This is a genomic window from Rahnella victoriana (genome assembly GCF_004330295.1).
In the GTDB taxonomy this organism is placed as follows: Bacteria; Pseudomonadota; Gammaproteobacteria; order Enterobacterales; family Enterobacteriaceae; genus Rahnella; species Rahnella victoriana.
The window spans coordinates 56791-73145 of record NZ_SJOJ01000019.1 but is presented as its reverse complement, the minus strand read 5'-3'; the positions used below and the strand labels follow the sequence as shown (position 1 = coordinate 73145).

Annotated in this window: 15 protein-coding genes; 11 read left to right on the top strand and 4 right to left on the bottom strand. The window is 54.5% G+C overall.

The features are described 5' to 3' along the window. Positions 1–173 precede the first annotated feature (173 nt). From EYY67_RS16635 to argD, 8 genes are all read left to right on the top strand, one after another. A complete protein-coding gene (locus EYY67_RS16635) occupies positions 174–1457 on the top strand; it encodes a cytosine deaminase (protein WP_095923792.1) in 1284 nt (427 codons plus the stop codon). A gap of 144 nt (positions 1458–1601) precedes the next feature. Beyond that, on the top strand, positions 1602–2168 hold the full coding sequence (gene ppiA, locus EYY67_RS16630; protein ID WP_095923791.1) for a peptidylprolyl isomerase A: 567 nt from the start codon (positions 1602–1604) through the stop codon (positions 2166–2168). 140 nt (positions 2169–2308) lie between these two features. After that, positions 2309–3832: a helicase HerA-like C-terminal domain-containing protein gene (locus EYY67_RS16625; RefSeq protein WP_131693898.1), complete on the top strand. Its 1524-nt coding sequence runs from the start codon at positions 2309–2311 to the stop codon at positions 3830–3832. Positions 3833–4076: 244 nt separating this feature from the next. Continuing rightward, a complete protein-coding gene (locus EYY67_RS16620) occupies positions 4077–5282 on the top strand; it encodes an aldose 1-epimerase family protein (RefSeq protein ID WP_131693897.1) in 1206 nt (401 codons plus the stop codon). 99 nt (positions 5283–5381) lie between these two features. After that, on the top strand, positions 5382–5552 hold the full coding sequence (locus EYY67_RS16615) for a YhfG family protein (protein ID WP_119825276.1): 171 nt from the start codon (positions 5382–5384) through the stop codon (positions 5550–5552). After that, positions 5542–6144 carry a putative adenosine monophosphate-protein transferase Fic gene (locus EYY67_RS16610; protein WP_119825274.1) on the top strand — a complete coding sequence of 201 codons (603 nt, stop codon included), beginning with the start codon at positions 5542–5544 and terminating at the stop codon, positions 6142–6144. Before EYY67_RS16615 ends, EYY67_RS16610 begins: the two co-directional genes overlap by 11 nt. Before the next feature lie 77 nt (positions 6145–6221). Further along, complete coding sequence (locus EYY67_RS16605) at positions 6222–6797, top strand: aminodeoxychorismate synthase component II (RefSeq protein ID WP_131693896.1); 576 nt, start codon at positions 6222–6224, stop codon at positions 6795–6797. Between the two features lie 123 nt (positions 6798–6920). Beyond that, positions 6921–8135 carry a bifunctional acetylornithine/succinyldiaminopimelate transaminase gene (argD, locus tag EYY67_RS16600; RefSeq protein WP_131693895.1) on the top strand — a complete coding sequence of 405 codons (1215 nt, stop codon included), beginning with the start codon at positions 6921–6923 and terminating at the stop codon, positions 8133–8135. A 196-nt stretch (positions 8136–8331) separates the two neighbouring features. On the opposite strand, the gene EYY67_RS16595 is transcribed toward argD, so the two are convergent. Together EYY67_RS16595 and crp are read right to left on the bottom strand one after the other, a co-directional pair. After that, a complete protein-coding gene (locus tag EYY67_RS16595) occupies positions 8332–10407 on the bottom strand; it encodes a YccS/YhfK family putative transporter (RefSeq protein WP_095923784.1) in 2076 nt (691 codons plus the stop codon). 61 nt (positions 10408–10468) lie between these two features. Further along, a complete protein-coding gene (crp, locus tag EYY67_RS16590; protein ID WP_013573634.1) occupies positions 10469–11101 on the bottom strand; it encodes a cAMP-activated global transcriptional regulator CRP in 633 nt (210 codons plus the stop codon). A gap of 363 nt (positions 11102–11464) precedes the next feature. Between crp and EYY67_RS16585 the strand changes: the two genes are divergently transcribed. Beyond that, entirely contained in the window at positions 11465–11872 is a 408-nt protein-coding gene (locus EYY67_RS16585; RefSeq protein WP_013573635.1) for an OsmC family protein, read from the top strand. A gap of 1 nt (position 11873) precedes the next feature. Here the strand turns inward: EYY67_RS16585 and EYY67_RS16580 are convergent, their stop codons facing one another. Further along, positions 11874–12785, bottom strand: coding sequence for a LysR substrate-binding domain-containing protein (locus tag EYY67_RS16580; protein WP_095923783.1), 912 nt, complete (start codon positions 12783–12785; stop codon positions 11874–11876). A 193-nt stretch (positions 12786–12978) separates the two neighbouring features. On the opposite strand from EYY67_RS16580, the gene EYY67_RS16575 reads away from it, so the two are divergent. Together EYY67_RS16575 and EYY67_RS16570 are read left to right on the top strand one after the other, a co-directional pair. Continuing rightward, entirely contained in the window at positions 12979–14169 is a 1191-nt protein-coding gene (locus EYY67_RS16575) for an MFS transporter (protein ID WP_095923782.1), read from the top strand. 15 nt (positions 14170–14184) lie between these two features. Continuing rightward, positions 14185–15369: an amidohydrolase gene (locus tag EYY67_RS16570; RefSeq protein WP_095923781.1), complete on the top strand. Its 1185-nt coding sequence runs from the start codon at positions 14185–14187 to the stop codon at positions 15367–15369. A 5-nt stretch (positions 15370–15374) separates the two neighbouring features. On the opposite strand, the gene EYY67_RS16565 is transcribed toward EYY67_RS16570, so the two are convergent. Beyond that, the gene (locus tag EYY67_RS16565) at positions 15375–16244 is read right to left on the bottom strand and encodes a phosphoribulokinase (RefSeq protein WP_095923780.1); all 870 of its coding nucleotides are present in this window, start codon (positions 16242–16244) and stop codon (positions 15375–15377) included. Positions 16245–16355 lie beyond the last annotated feature (111 nt).

The following is a 16355-nucleotide window of genomic DNA, read 5'->3' as shown; positions in this document are numbered from 1 at the left end:
GGGGGTATTGATGCAAATCAAGCCGGTTTCAATATACTCCTTAGGTGGTATTTGTCTGATTTTATTGGGTTTTTATGTAACCTTTCGATTTATAAACACTTTCAGGCTATTGTTCTAAGATTGGCTCTCCCCTCACTGACAACGCAGTCTTTCTAAAAACGATGAGGTAACGCGTGACGAAAACTCTTTTGCGTACCATTAAAAATGTACGATTGCCTGACCGGGAAGGGTTATGGCAGATCGATATCGAAGACGGCGTGATCCGCCAGATTGTCTCCCAACTGGACAATGCCGATTACGGCGAAGATATTCTGGATGCCGGCGGCGGGCTGGCAATACCTCCCTTTATCGAGCCGCATATTCATCTTGATACCACCCAGACCGCCGGTCAGCCCGCGTGGAATCAGTCCGGTACGTTGTTTGAAGGCATTGAACGCTGGGCAGAACGCAAGGCGCTGCTGTCGCACGAAGACGTCAAACAGCGCGCATGGCAGACGCTGAAATGGCAGATTGCCAATGGCATCCAGCATGTGCGCACGCACGTGGACGTCTCTGATCCGACGCTGACCGCGCTGAAGGCCATGCTGGAAGTGAAAGCCGAGGTGGCGCCCTGGGTGACGCTGCAAATTGTGGCGTTTCCGCAGGAAGGCATTATGTCGTACCCGAATGGCGAAGCCCTGCTGGAAGAGGCGCTCAGGCTGGGCGCGGACGTGGTCGGTGCCATTCCGCACTTCGAATTCACCCGCGAATACGGCGTGGAATCGCTGCATAAAACCTTCGCGCTGGCGAAGAAATACCATGCGCTTATCGACGTGCATTGCGATGAAATTGACGATGAACAGTCACGGTTTGTGGAAACCGTCGCCGCGCTGGCCCTGCGTGAGAATATGGGCGCACGCGTCACCGCCAGCCATACCACGGCGATGCACTCCTACAACGGCGCCTACACCTCGCGTTTATTCCGTTTGCTGAAAATGTCGGGTATTAACTTTGTCGCCAATCCGCTGGTCAATATCCACCTGCAGGGGCGGTTTGATACCTATCCGAAACGTCGCGGTATCACGCGGGTAAAAGAAATGCTCGATGCCGGGATTAACGTCTGTTTCGGCCATGATGACGTGTTCGACCCGTGGTATCCGCTGGGCACCGCCAACATGTTGCAGGTGCTGCACATGGGGCTGCATGTCTGTCAGCTGATGGGCTATCAGCAAATCGATGACGGCCTGAAACTGATCACCACTTACAGCGCCCGCACCATGAACCTGCAAGGCTACGGTCTGGAAAGCGGCCACGCCGCCAGTCTGGTGATCCTGCCTGCGCAAAGCGGTTTTGATGCGGTACGTCGTCAGACGCCGGTGCAATATTCCCTGCGCGAGGGCGTGCTGATCGCACAAACGCAACTGGCGAAAACGACAATTCATCTGGATAAAGATTACCCCGTAGATTTCAACAGCTAACGCGGCATTTATCCGATGTAATATTTTGAAATATCTGAATAAATTATTCAAGAGCGTAAATAAAGGTAAAGGTCTGGCGCTGAGCGTAAAGGCTCTTTAGAATCAGTGAGATCTGTTGTTTGTATTCTGGAGAAAGGAACCGTCATGTTTAAACGTACTTTAGTGGCCCTGACTGCGCTGCTATCCCTGTCAGCCCTGTCGCCTGCTTTTGCGGCTGGCCAGACTCACGTCATGCTGACCACGTCAGCAGGGAATATCGAACTGGAACTCGACAGTGCGAAGGCACCGGTTTCTGTGAAAAACTTCGTTGATTACGCCCAGAGCGGCTATTACAACAACACCATTTTCCACCGTGTGATCCCGGGTTTCATGGTACAGGGCGGCGGGTTCACCACTGACATGCAGCAGAAAGCCACCAAAGAGCCGATCAAGAACGAAGCCGACAACGGCCTGCGTAACCTGCGCGGAACGGTCGCCATGGCGCGTACTGCTGATAAAGACAGCGCCACCAGCCAGTTCTTCATCAACGTGGCAGACAATGCGTTCCTCGATCACGGCCAGCGTGATTTCGGCTATGCCGTATTCGGTAAAGTCATCAAAGGAATGGACGTGGTAGACAAAATGTCTCAGGTTAAAACCGACAATGTCGGGCCTTACCAGAACGTGCCGACGACCCCGATTGTGATCCTGTCTGCGAAAGTGCTGCCTTAATTTTTCAGCCTTTCTGCCAGAATACTGTTTTTCTAAGCCTCCGGTTCCGGGGGCTTTTTATTGCCCGTTTATTGACGCTCCTCTGATGAGACTTATAGTTTTAAGTAACGCGCCCGCGTCCCCCTTTCAAGGAAAATGACATGAGTGAAGCCCGTCTGATCGCCAAAGCCATGAGTGAAGGTAAACCGGTGGATGATCTGGTGATCCTGCCTGCACTGGCCAACCGGCATGGACTGATTACCGGCGCGACCGGTACCGGTAAAACCGTCACGCTGCAACGGATGGCGGAGCAGTTTTCCCGCATTGGCATTCCGGTTTTTCTGGCGGATGTGAAAGGCGATTTGTCCGGTATTGGCGCAGAAGGCGTGGCCTCGGAAAAGCTCAGCGCCCGGCTGAAGGGTATCGGCGTGACGGACTGGCAGCCGCAGGCATGCAGCATCATTCCCTGGGATATCTTTGGGGAAAAAGGCCATCCGATCCGCGCGACGATTTCTGATCTGGGGCCGTTGCTGCTGGCGAGACTGCTTGATCTCAATGAAGTGCAAAGTGGCGTATTACAGCTGGTATTTAAGATTGCCGACGACAACGGACTGTTGTTGCTCGACATGAAAGATCTGCGGGCGATGGTGCAGTTTACCGGCGATAACGCGAAACAATTTCAGACGCAGTACGGCAACATTTCCTCAGCCTCCGTCGGGGCGATTCAGCGTGGTTTGCTGACGCTGGAAGGTCAGGGCGCCAATCAGTTCTTCGGCGAGCCGATGCTGGATATCAATGACCTGATGAAAACCGACAGTAACGGTCACGGCATTATCAACCTGCTGGCAGCGGATAAGCTGATTAACCAGCCGAAACTCTACGCCGTTTTCCTGCTGTGGCTGCTGGCGGAGTTGTTTGAGCAACTGCCGGAAGTCGGCGACCCTGAGCAACCGAAACTGGTGTTCTTTTTTGATGAAGCGCATCTGCTGTTTAACGATGCCCCGCAGGCATTGCTGACCAAAATCGAACAGGTGGTGCGCCTGATCCGCTCCAAAGGCGTGGGGATTTACTTCGTGACGCAAAACCCGCTGGATATCCCTGACAGCGTGCTCGGTCAGCTCGGCAACCGCGTACAACATGCCCTGCGCGCGTTTACGCCGCGTGATCAGAAAGCGGTAAAAGCGGCAGCACAAACGCTGCGTGCCAATCCGGCATTTGATGCGGAAACGGCGATTACCGAACTGGGCGTCGGCGAGGCGCTGGTGTCATTCCTTGATGAGAAAGGGCGGCCGGAAGTGGTACAGCGGGCGATGGTGATCGCCCCGGAATCGAAAATGGGCATGCTGGGCGAGGAAGGGCGCAACAAAGCCATCAATCAGTCGCCGCTGTATGGCCGCTACGAAGACAGTATTGACCGGGAATCCGCCTACGAGAAAATCACCGCGCAAGGGTTTGGCACCGTCGCCACACCGCAATCCGCCGGTTCGGCCAAACCCGCCGCAGAATCCCCTTCCGGTGGCGGGCTGATGGGCGGACTGAATGAGATCCTGTTCGGCAGCACCGGCCCGCGCGGCGGCAAACGCGACGGCGTGGTGCAGGTTGCCGCAAAAAGTATGGCGCGGGATTTAGGGCGTCAGATTTTGCGCGGCGTGCTTGGCTCCATTATGGGCGGCCGGAAAAAGTAATCCCTCTTCAGCTTACGTTCATCAGCTGAAACGCATCAGCTGATGGACTGATATGCGTGTCTGATATCTCAGTTTTGTCTGCAATTTCTCACTGACTACAAGGCTTTTTGCGAAACCTGGCACGTTGCTGCCAGCCGTTCCGGGGTAAAACCGTTCAACTTGAAGGCTGTCACGTTTTTCGCCTGTGCGGGTTTGTAGGCTGAATTGCTTTTGGGCTAAATCAATTCAGCAAAAAGGAGTTATTGTGAAAAAATTACTCGTTACCGGGATCGTTATGGGGCTTTTTTCGTGGCAGGCTGCAGCACAAACTATTGTGCTGACGGATGCTGAAGCCGGTACAGAACTGGGAGACTGGAAGACTGACAGCAAAAAGCTGAATATCGCAGGGGCAGATTTCAGCATCGAACAGAAAGTGCTGCATGGCGGTAAACAGGAAGGGTCAAAAGTCATCACGATTACCAGCAAAGGGCTGACGATTGCCCTGAGTCCGACGCGGGGGATGGATTTGCTGCATGTGACCGGCGATAACATCCGCTTAGGCTGGGATTCACCGGTTCAGGAAGTAGTCAATCCGGCCTACATCAATCTGGAGAGCCGCAACGGCGTGGGCTGGCTGGAAGGTTTCAACGAAATGATGGTGCGTTGCGGCTTCGAATGGACCGGACATCCGGTGACCGCCGACGGCATGATTTATACGCTGCACGGCCGGGCGGGCAATACGCCGGCCTCTAAAGTGGAGATTGATATTGCCGACAAAGCCCCTTATGCAATCACTGTGCGCGGCCTGCTGAAAGAAGACACCTTTAAGAAAGCCAGGCTGGAAACCTGGACCGCGCTGCGTTACGTGCCCGGCAGCTATTCCTGGACCATTCACGATACCCTGACAAACGCGTCGGATTATCCGCACGACTACCAGATTATTTATCACAGTAATTTCGGCCAGCCGATCCTTGAAGAAGGTGCCCGTTTCATTGCGCCGCTGAAATCGATTTCGCCATTCAATGATTACGCCAAAAAAGGGTTATCTGACTGGCAGACTTACGCCCGGCCGACCAAAGGCTTTGATGAAATGGTCTTTAATATGGTGCCGCTGGCAGATGCGCAGGGCAAAACCATCGCCGGTGTGGTGAACAAAGCGGGAAATAAAGGGGCCTCGATTGAATTCGATACCCATCAGTTGCCGCTGCTGACGCTGTGGAAAAACACCGATACGCTGAAACAGGGCTACGTGACCGGTATTGAGCCGGGGACGAATTATGCCTATCCGGTGACCATCGAACGTGAACAGGGACGGGTGAAACAACTGCAGCCGGGCCAGAGCACGGTGTTTGAGCTGAAATATTCCCTGTTGCCGGATGTCGAAGCGGTGAAGCAGCTTGAAGCGCGGGTGAAAACGCTGCAAGCGGATCATAAAACGGACGTGAACGAGACGCCTGTCGCTGTTGAATAATCCGAGTTTAGGGCGCCGTGACGGGCGCCTTTTTTTCTCTGTCTATACTTAACTCCACAAGGTATGCGCCCGACTGGCGATACCCAGGGAGGAAATAAGATGGCGAAGAAACTGACACTCAGGCAGCAGGAAAAACTTTTTCGCGAACGTCAGCGGCAAAACTTTCAGGCCAGCAGCGCGCTGGATGGCGTGCAGGTAGAGGTTATCACGCTGGATAACGAACAAATCTCGCAACGTCTCACCGAACTGAGGAAGCACTATGAACGATAAACTCGTGGCCGGTGCCGACCCTTATTATTATCCCGGCATCAATGTGCTGAAAAACCGGCTGGAAATCCGCGAAGCGCATCGTCTGTTACAGGCTGAACAGGAATTTACCGCCCTGCGCGCGGCGATCATGCCACTCGGTCCTTCCGCGATGGGGTTACCGCATCTTTGCGCGGTGCATCTGGCTTTGTTCCAGGATATTTATCCGTGGGCGGGTCACTTTCGGGAAATTGATATCTACAAGGACGACACCCAGTTCTGCCATTTCGGCTACATCGAAAAGGAAGGCAATGCCCTGATGCAGGAACTGGAGGAAGAAGAGTTTCTGGTCGGGTTACCGCTGGATAAGTTCGCTGAGCGTCTCGGACATTACTACACCGGCCTGAATCTGTTGCATCCGTTCCGTGAGGGCAACGGGCGCGCGCTGAGGATTTTCATCGAGCAACTGGTGATCCACGCCGGTTACGACATTGAATGGGCGAAAGTCGATCGTGACCGCTGGCTGGCGGCCAATAAAACCGCCGTGTTTGGCGATGAAACCGATCTGGTGGCGATTTTCAATGACGTCGTCAGCGAAATCCACGATGAACATTGATCGACATAAAGCTGAAGCCTGAACGGAAAATTGCGTAGAATTGCCCGGTAAATTCTTTCACTTTTACCGGGTACGCTATGCTGCTGCTGATCGACAACTACGACTCCTTCACTTACAACCTCTACCAATATTTTTGCGAGCTTGGCGCGCAGGTAAAAGTGATGCGTAACGATCAGCTGACGCTCGCGGATATCGAACAGCTTGCCCCGTCGCATCTGGTGATCTCTCCCGGCCCGTGCACGCCGGATCAGGCCGGTATTTCCCTGCAAGCCATTACCCATTTTGCTGACCGTATGCCGATCCTCGGCGTGTGCCTCGGGCATCAGGCGATGGCGCAGGCATTTGGCGCAAACATCGTGCGGGCGCGTCAGGCCATTCACGGTAAAACTTCGCCCGTCCGCCACACCGGTAAAAGCGTTTTCAGCGGGCTGAACAATCCGCTGACTGTCACCCGCTATCATTCGCTGGTGGTGGCGCCGGAAACGTTGCCGGACTGTTTTGATGTCACGGCATGGACGGAACGGGATGGCCGTCGCGACGACATTATGGGCATCATGCACAACGCCTTGCCGCTGCATGGGGTTCAGTTCCATCCCGAAAGCATTCTGAGTGAGCAGGGGCATCAGCTTCTGGATAATTTCCTTAAAATCTAGTCAGTTAATTCTGCTGAAAAAATTACTTACCCATCAGGTGCGATTTCTGTTTGCCTGCGTGTGATTTTTTATGCATATTTTGTGAGTATATTTTCATATCAATGGCAGGAAGGGAGAAGGGTAATGGCAGAAAAATCAGCGGTAGATCGGGGCACGTTCGACAAAGTCATTTTGCCGGTTTATTCACCTGCGAAATTTATTCCCGTAAAAGGTAAAGGCAGTCGCGTCTGGGATCAGCAAGGCACCGAATACGTTGATTTCGCGGGCGGTATCGCGGTAACGGCGCTCGGGCATTGTCATCCTGCCCTGGTGAAAGCATTGCACGAGCAGGGCGAAACCCTGTGGCATCTCAGTAACGTCTTTACCAATGAACCCGCACTGCGACTGGCGCAGAAGCTGATCGACGCTACCTTTGCCGACCGCGTATTTTTCGCCAACTCCGGAGCGGAAGCCAACGAGGCCGCCTTTAAGCTGGCGCGTTACTACGCCTCGCACCGCCACAGCCCGTACAAAAGTAAGATCATCGCTTTCCATAACGCCTTCCACGGCCGCACGCTGTTCACGGTTTCCGTGGGCGGTCAGCCAAAATACTCCGACGGCTTTGGCCCGAAACCTGCTGACATCGTCCACGTGCCGTTTAACGATCTGGACGCCGTAAAAGCGGTGATCGACGATCACACCTGCGCCATTGTCGTGGAACCTGTTCAGGGCGAAGGCGGTGTCACGTCCGCCACCCCGGAATTCCTGCAAGGTCTGCGCGAGCTTTGCGACAAACATCAGGCGCTGCTGGTGCTCGATGAAGTACAAAGCGGCATGGGGCGCAGCGGTAAGCTGTTCAGCTATATGCATTACGGCGTGACGCCGGACATTCTGACCACCGCCAAGGCGCTGGGCGGAGGCTTCCCGGTTTCCGCCATGCTGGCAACCGAAGACGTAGCCTCGGTGATGGAGCCGGGCAAACACGGCACCACATACGGCGGAAACCCGCTGGCCTGTGCCGTCGCTGAAGCCGCACTGGATATCATCAATACGCCTGAGGTGCTGGCCGGTATCAATGAACGCCGCGAGAAATTTATCAGCGCGCTGGAGGCCATCAATCAGAAATATCACATCTTCAGCGAGTTCCGTGGCCAGGGTCTGCTGATCGGCGCTGAGCTTTCCGATGCATATAAAAACCGCGCCGGAGAATTCCATGCCGCCGCCGCCGACTGCGGGCTGATGATGCTGGTCGCCGGACCGAACGTGATGCGGTTTGCGCCATCGCTTGTGATCGACTTCGCGGATATTGAAGAGGGGATGGAAAGGTTTGAGAAAGCGGTAGCAAAGGTCGCAGGCTGACTGCTCCTCCCGCTGCGAAGGGCCTGATCGACGTTTTACTTCTATCCTGCAATGGCTGAACGGTTTTGCTTTTGCTCCTTCCCCTTTCACGAGGGGAAGGCTGGGATGGGGTGTTGGTTTGAGGGCAACCCAGACAATTAAGCCGACTTTAATACCCCACCCCAACCCTCCCCTTCGCAGGGGAGGGAGTTATAAATCACGCCTTCCGCGTCAGCCAGATCCCATGATGCGGCCTCTGCTTCCACGCCAGTGACGAAATGGTATGCATCACGCTGAGATGCGAAATCACCCGCCGCAGATGACGTTCCATCTCCGTCAGCGGCATGTCAGGGTGAAGCTCCGGTGCGTTAAACAGGTTGTTTTCACTGCCCGGTCCGTCGTAAAGCAGACGTTGCTGACAGCTCTGCAACGCGATTTCACAGGTCTGTAAATACTCCGTCGCCAGCGCCTCCGGCAGCATGTAATGCTCGCGGGCAAGGATCGTCATCGCATTGATATGCTCGACCACAAACTGGCTATGCGTCACCCACAGACGCATATCCGCCAGATAATGCGAGTTAAACCCCGGTTCCTGCATCGCCTGATTCAGTGAGGTGAACAGCTTGTTGTGTGCCTGATTGACCTGCATACGGGTGTACGCCAGTTTGGCGGTGTCCGGGTTTTCCTCAAGCAAAAGCCGGATGGCGTCCTGATAGGTTTCCAGTGCCTGATGCGCATTCTGGCGCAGCAAACCGCTTTGCCATTGCGGCCACAGCCAGATGGTGCCACCGAACGCCAGTGCGCAGCCGATCAGCGTGTCCACCAGACGCGGCACCAGAAAATGTATGCCATTCATCGCCAGCAGTTGCAGGGTATAGACCGCCGTCACCGTCATACCGACCATCGCCAGCCCGTAGTTTTTACGCAACACCGTATACGACAACAAAGTGATCAGCAGCATGCATAACAGCGTGGTGCCTTCCGGCAGTTCCAGTTTTAACAATCCTGAGGCAATCAGTAATCCGGCCAGCGTGCCCAGCGCACGGTGCTGGATCCGCACGCGCGTGGCGTTATAGCCGTTCTGACTGACCAGCATAATGGTCAGCAAAATCCAGTACGGTTTGGGCAGATTGAAAAACAGACCGAGGCTGCTGCCAATCGCCAGAATAATGCCCAGACGGGCGGCGTTACGCAGGGCGACGGATTTGAACGAGAGATAACTTTTCAGCGCGGGCCAGAAGGGCAGACGCGGCTGCGTGTTCATCAGGTCACGTTTGTACAACGGGCGCTGTGTGCGTAACAGACGGGCAATGCGGCTGAAATGGTAATAACAAAACTGACCGACCGGATTGTCCGGCGTGCGCGCGGCGATTTTCTCCAGCGCCGCCAGTTCATTCGCCATCGTAAAACGCCCGGATAACCGGTGATAAAGAATGTCGTCGGCGATCACCCGCAGCCGCGCAGAAATCACCTGCGCGTTGCGGCGGATCACCGCCTCGGCATGGCTTTCTTCCACCAGCCTTTGCACTTCTTCCGGCTGATGCAGGCTGACGGTGATGTGCTCCTGCAAATCGAGCGCGACCTGAAAACGCTGAAACAGCCGCTTATGGTGATGATGATGCCCGTGCTGCGGCAGCATGTGCAGTTGCTGGTAGAGCAGGGCAATCAGGTCGATGACTTTCTGCTGGCGCGCCAGTAAGGGCGGCAGGGCGGTTTCGGGATCGGTGTGTTGGGTCAGCAGGCTGTATTTGGCTTCGAAATAATCCGCCAGTTGCAGATAAAGCTGGCTGAGGGTTTCGCGCATCGGCTGTTCTTTGGAGATACGAAACCATAACCAGTTAAACAATCCGTACCAGGCGGTGCCGGCGGCAAATAACACCGGTGCCTGCCACATCGGCCGGATCCCGGCCATGCTCAGCGTGAAGATGGTGGCGACCAGCGCACCGGGCAACAGACGCGCATGCAGCGGGCTGATTTCGCCGGTGACGCCGAGCAACAGGGCCAGAGACAGCATGATCAGCGGCAGGGGAATGTGCCAGTTTTCCAGCATCAGTTGCAGCAGAATGCTGCTCACAGCAAAGAGTGAACCGCCGATCATCAGGCGTTTAAAAAAGCGTTTGTGCGGGGTATCCAGACCGGCGACGTTACAACAGGCCGGACAGAGTGAAAAAAGCAGACCCATTTGCAGGTTGCCGAACAGCCAGCAAATGCCGACAGGCAGGCACAACACCAGCGTCTGGCGCAGCGCGTAATTTATTTCAGGATGGTAAAACAGTCTTCGCCATAGCGTCATGGGTAAAGCTTAGCCCATAAAAAAGGCGCGGCAGTGTTCTGCCGCGCCGATTTTTGAGGGATTAACGTGTGCCGTAAACGACAATCGTTTTACCGTGTGCGGAGATCAGGCTCTGATCTTCCAGCATTTTGAGAATACGTCCGACTGTTTCACGTGAACAACCGACGATTTGGCCGATTTCCTGACGGGTGATCTTGATTTGCATCCCGTCCGGATGGGTCATTGCATCAGGCTGTTTAGCCAGATTAAGCAAGGTTTGAGCGATACGGCCTGTTACGTCGAGGAAGGCAAGGTTGCCGACTTTCTCTGACGTCACTTGCAGACGGTTAGCCATCTGCGCGGAAAGACGCATCAGAATATCCGGGTTTACCTGAATCAGCTGGCGGAATTTTTTATACGAAATTTCAGCCACTTCGCAGGCAGTTTTAGCACGTACCCAGGCACTGCGTTCCTGACCTTCTTCGAAGAGTCCCAGCTCGCCGATGAAGTCACCTTGGTTCAGGTAGGACAGTATCATCTCTTTGCCTTCTTCATCTTTAATCAGGACGGCAACCGACCCTTTCACGATGTAGTACAGCGTTTCGGCTTTTTCACCCTGGTGAATCAGCGTACTTTTAGACGGATACTTATGTATATGACAGTGAGACAGGAACCATTCAAGAGTCGGGTCTGTTTGTGGCTTGCCGAGAACCATTTGCTATTATCCTCTGTTGTTATCGCTGCCCAAAATCACAGGGCTCAGAGTTCCCTGTACGGCACTTCAACGTAAAAAGCGCCCTTTCAGCATATAACTCCCCAGAAATGCTGCAAGCGGGTGTCGGAGTGCAACAGCCTGTTTATTGCTGTTATCACCGTGGGTTCTGTTCTTAAACCGCGAAAACCGTCACCGCAATTCACTGGAAAGTATGTTTCGGCTTTGTTTGTAGCACAGGTTTGGGATGCTGTCTTCTGTTGTCTCGCTTCAGCATGATGGCGATCGGGTTACGTTGCCAGATTTTAGGTGAAAGGGTACTCTGAGAGCGGATTTCGACAAGTTTATTCACCGGGAGAATAGTTCATGCACGCACGTGTTAAATGGGTTGAAGGGCTGACATTTTTAGGTGAGTCAGCGTCAGGGCACCAGATTTCAATGGATGGCAACGCGGGCGATAAAGCCCCCAGCCCGATGGAAATGCTGCTGATGTCTGCGGGCGGTTGCAGCGCGATCGACGTGGTGTCAATTTTGCAAAAGGGCCGCAACGACGTGCGCGATTGTGAAGTGAAACTGACCTCGCAGCGCCGCGAGGAAGCACCGCGTTTATTCACGCACATCAATCTGCATTTCATCGTCACCGGTAAAGATCTCACCGATAAGATTGTTGAGCGTGCGGTCAGCCTGTCTGCCGAAAAGTACTGCTCCGTGTCCCTGATGCTGGGTAAAGCGGCCACCATCACCCACAGCTTTGAAGTGATTGCAGCCGAATAAGTTACGACCAGTCATGCGCGTGGCACTGGCTGCGCAATAAATCCAAAAATCGCCGCGCGGCAAACGTCAGCGGCGATTTTTGCGAGTAAAGCACACAGTATTCTGCCTGCGGCAGGGTATCGATATTGAGCACACTCAACCTTTCTTCCAGCCCAAACGGCGCTTTCATCGCCCGGGCCACAATGGTCAGATAATCAGACTGCAACACCATATTTAGCCCGCACACCACCGAATCTGTATGCACCGGCATTTCCGCTGCCGGCTGATGAAATCCTCCCATCGATATCCTGATTTGCTGGTAATACCCCATATCCGTTTCGGGCAACAGCCAGCGCGCATCCTGTAATTCCGCCAGAGTTGTGGCGTCTGCCAGCGGATGTCCACGCCGGGCGATAACGCAGAAAGGGGCGCTGAACAGCGACTCACGCACCAGATCTTCCAGCGGAAATCCCGGTCCGGCGGTGCCGACCGCGAAATCCAGTTTCCCTTCGCGCAGTGCAGGTAACAACGTGGAAAGTTGCCCCTCTTTGATCAGCAGTTTGGACTGCGGAAACTGCGTCTTAAATTCTCCTGCCAGTCCGGGAAAAACCGTCAGCGCCAGCAGCGATGAAAATCCAATGGCGACGGAGCCCTGCGAATATTGTTCGATCTGGCGAATTTCATCGGCGGCGCGCTCAAGTTCTTCGAGGATAAATTGCATACGCTGCGCAAATGCACGCCCCGTTTCGGTCAGCGTCATCCCCTGATTACCACGCACAATCAGCTGCGTATCGAGCGTTTGTTCCAGTTCACGCAATGTTCTGCTGACCGCCGGTTGTGACTGATTCAACGCCCGCGCCGCGCCGCGAATACTGCCGCTGCGGATAACCTGCTGGAAAACCTTCAGTTGCTGTAATTTCGGCAAATAGCGCATCACGATCCCTATCAGTAAAAAGCATCACCCGCCCAAAAATTGCATCTTATGGTCAGGCTGTAAAGCTGATAGCGTCAGGATTGAGAAAAATAATATGTTGTTATTCAGTTGATTACGTGACGCATGTCGCATTTTACGATTCATCCGGCAGTGAGAAAATCTGACGTGGTGATAACAAAAAGGGATATCCGCTATGAAAAGTCGTTCCCTGATGATCTTCCTGCTATTTGTCGGTTACGCCGTGGTGTATATCGATAAAACAGTGATGGGCTTTGCGCTGCTGCCCATCGAGCGCGAATTTAATCTGCAACCTGAACAGCTGGGGTATATCACCGGCATTTTCTTCCTGGCCTATTCGCTGTTTCAGATCCCCGCGGGCTGGCTGAATGACCGGTTCGGCTACAAAAAAGTGCTCGGCATGTCGCTGTTCTTGCTGGGCGGCTTCGCGCTGTGTTTCGGAACGCTGGGCCTCAGCCTGGGATTACTGGTCACGTTCCGGTTTCTCTCCGGCGTCGGCCATTCCGGCTATCCTGCGTCCTGCGCCAAAGCGGTAGTGTCTAATTTCGCAGTTGAGAAGCGAACCTTTGCGCAGTCGATTTTGCTGTCTTCCGCCGGACTGGCGATGACTGCCGGACCGCTGATTGCGGTTTACAGCCTGGATCATCTTGGCTGGCGCGGATCGTTCTCCATTCTCGGATTGCTGGCTTTTGCCATCGCCGTAGCGATTGTGATTTTTGTGCCCAATCCGCCGGAAGCGCAAGCCCGTACCGGCGCGAAAACCGGTTATCGGGACTTACTGAAAAACCCGATTGTCCTGCTGCTGTTTGTCTCAATTTTCTGCATCAACATTCCGTCTTACGGCCTGATGGCGTGGTTGCCGAAATATCTGGTCCAGCAGCGCGGTATGTCACTCGACGTATCCGGCATGGTGGTCGCGACAGGCGGGCTGGGTATTTGGATTTCTTCACTGGCAACCGGCTGGCTGGTCGGACGCTATATGCAGGGCAAAGAGCCGAAAGTGATTTTCTGCTGCGCACTGCTCAGTGCGCTGTGCATCTGGCTGGTCTTTACGTCGGCATCGGCGGTTACGGCCGGGTTGTTCCTGTTCCTCGGCTACGTTTTCCTGATGGCGTCCTTTGTGACCGTCTTTACGCTGCCGATGAAACGCCTGCCTTCTGACGTCATGGGCGCGGCGATGGGGATCATTAATACCGGCGGAACTCTCGGCGGATTTGTGGCGCCGATTGCGATGGGATATCTCATCACCGCCAGCCACGGTTACCTTTCTACGTTTGTATTTCTGGCGCTGGCGATGGTGGTGGCCGGTCTGGCTATCCTGCCGCTGGCAATAAAACCTCGTGCGCCAATGCGCGATGTGGCTTAACTGAGGAGAAGAGTGATGACTTTTAATTTCGAAGCAATGCTGGCTGAAGTCAAAGCGGACGTGCTGCGCTGGCGCAGACATATTCATGCCCATCCTGAACTCTCTTTTCAGGAGCATAAAACGGCGGCGTACATTACTCAACAGCTGGAAAGTTTCGGCGGTCTGACCCTGACACATCTGACGCCCAACAGCGTGATTGCCGATCTGAAAGGGGCGCATCCGGGGCCGGTATATGCGCTGCGGGCGGATATCGATGCCCTGCCGATTCAGGAAGAGAACGATGAACCTTTCTGCTCAACGGTCCCCGGCGTGATGCACGCCTGTGGTCATGATGCTCACACCGCAATGTTGCTGGGTGCGGCAAAAGTGCTGACCCAATGTCAGTCTGAGTTGCATGGTTCTGTGCGGTTTATCTTCCAGCATGCTGAAGAAGTGCCACCGGGCGGGGCACAGGAACTGGTGGATTTAGGTGTGCTGGATGGCGTTGAGAAAATCTTCGGCCTGCACGTGATGCCTAATTCTCCGACCGGTGAAGTGGGGCTGAAAGAGGGCGTGTTCTGCGCGTCCACAGATAACTTCGACATCACCATTACCGGCAAAGGCGGCCACGGTTCTATGCCGCATTTGTGTATCGATCCGGTGGTGATCGGCGCGGAAGTTGTCACCGCACTGCAAAACGTTGTGGCGCGCCGTATTGATCCGCTTCAGGTGCCGGTGCTGACTATCGCAACCTTCCAGACGGGCGAAAGTTATAACGTGATCCCGGAGCGGGTGAAGCTCGCCGGAACGCTGCGGACGCATCACAGCAACGTGCGCGAACAGGTGCCGCAGGTGATGGAGCAGATCATTTCGGGGATCACGGCAGCGCATGGCGCGACATACGAACTGCGCTGGACACGCGGCTATGTGAACGGCGACAACCATCCTGAGGCCTGTGCGATTGCGCGTCAGGTGATTGAAAAAACGCTGGGACCGCAGGCGCTGCGCGAAGTGACTCAGCCGCTGTTTGGCGGAGAGGATTTCTCTTCCTACCAGCAAAAAGTGCCGGGGTGTTTTCTGTTTATTGGCAGCGGGAATGAAAAAATTGGCGCGACTTATGGCGTGCATAATCCGCGTTTTCGTCTCGATGAAGAGGCGTTACAGACGGGCGTCGCGCTGCATGTCGGGTTTATCCGTCAGTTGCTGATGAACGACGCCTGAGTCCGTTACTCGATCTTTTTGCCTTCCATCAGGCGCTGCACCAGCGGCGCCATAATCAGCTCCATCGCCAGCCCCATTTTTCCGCCCGGCACCACCAGCGTTTTGATGTGCGAGATAAACGAACCCTGCAACATCGCCAGCAGATACGGGAAATCAATGTCATCCAGCCCCTGGAAGTGGATCACCACAAAGCTTTCATCCAGTGAAGGAATGGCTTTAGCGGCAAACGGGTTGGAGGTATCGATAGTCGGTACGCGCTGGAAGTTGATGTGCGTGCGCGAGAACTGCGGCGTGATGTAACTGATGTAGTCATCCATCGAACGCACCACGGAATCCATTACCGCTTCGCGGGAATGTCCGCGCTCGCCGGTATCGCGCACCAGTTTCTGGATCCATTCAAGGTTAACGATGGGCACCACGCCGACCAGTAAATCAACCTGTGCGGCAACGTCAATTTTGTCTGCGACAACGCCGCCGTGCAGCCCTTCGTAGAACAAAATGTCAGTCGGTTCCGGCAGCGCCTGCCACGGCGTAAAGGTGCCCGGCACCTGATTGTAGGGAACCGCTTCGTCATAAGTATGCAGATACTTGCGCGAGCGGCCGGTGCCGTTCTGGCCATATTCGATAAAGCTTTTTTCCAGCAGACCAAAGTCGTTGGCTTCCGGCCCGAAATAGCTGATGTGACGTCCGAGGTCACGGGCTTTGCGGATTGCCGCATCCATTTCAGGGCGGGTGAAATGGTGAAAGCTGTCGCCTTCCAGCTCAGCGGCACGCAGGCCAAGCTGCTGAAATATTTTACGAAATGCCAGGCTGGTGGTGGTGGTGCCTGCTCCGCTGGAGCCGGTAACTGCTATAACAGGATGTTTTGCTGACATAGTCGGGCTTACTCCTTAAACGTCACGCCATATTGCCCTTCAGGTCATTCAGGGCAGGCGGAAACAAAGCGCATAATTAATCCCATTGTTACCATAATTATTCGCAGAGGG

Coding starts and splice junctions, on each gene's coding strand:
- ppiA (WP_095923791.1), top strand. CDS start 1,602: ATGTTTAAACGTACTTTAGTGGCCCTGACTGCGCTGCTATCCCTGTCA.
- EYY67_RS16625 (WP_131693898.1), top strand. CDS start 2,309: ATGAGTGAAGCCCGTCTGATCGCCAAAGCCATGAGTGAAGGTAAACCG.
- EYY67_RS16615 (WP_119825276.1), top strand. CDS start 5,382: ATGGCGAAGAAACTGACACTCAGGCAGCAGGAAAAACTTTTTCGCGAA.
- EYY67_RS16610 (WP_119825274.1), top strand. CDS start 5,542: ATGAACGATAAACTCGTGGCCGGTGCCGACCCTTATTATTATCCCGGC.
- EYY67_RS16605 (WP_131693896.1), top strand. CDS start 6,222: ATGCTGCTGCTGATCGACAACTACGACTCCTTCACTTACAACCTCTAC.
- argD (WP_131693895.1), top strand. CDS start 6,921: ATGGCAGAAAAATCAGCGGTAGATCGGGGCACGTTCGACAAAGTCATT.
- EYY67_RS16595 (WP_095923784.1), bottom strand. CDS start 10,407: ATGACGCTATGGCGAAGACTGTTTTACCATCCTGAAATAAATTACGCG.
- crp (WP_013573634.1), bottom strand. CDS start 11,101: ATGGTTCTCGGCAAGCCACAAACAGACCCGACTCTTGAATGGTTCCTG.
- EYY67_RS16585 (WP_013573635.1), top strand. CDS start 11,465: ATGCACGCACGTGTTAAATGGGTTGAAGGGCTGACATTTTTAGGTGAG.
- EYY67_RS16580 (WP_095923783.1), bottom strand. CDS start 12,785: ATGCGCTATTTGCCGAAATTACAGCAACTGAAGGTTTTCCAGCAGGTT.
- EYY67_RS16575 (WP_095923782.1), top strand. CDS start 12,979: ATGAAAAGTCGTTCCCTGATGATCTTCCTGCTATTTGTCGGTTACGCC.
- EYY67_RS16570 (WP_095923781.1), top strand. CDS start 14,185: ATGACTTTTAATTTCGAAGCAATGCTGGCTGAAGTCAAAGCGGACGTG.
- EYY67_RS16565 (WP_095923780.1), bottom strand. CDS start 16,244: ATGTCAGCAAAACATCCTGTTATAGCAGTTACCGGCTCCAGCGGAGCA.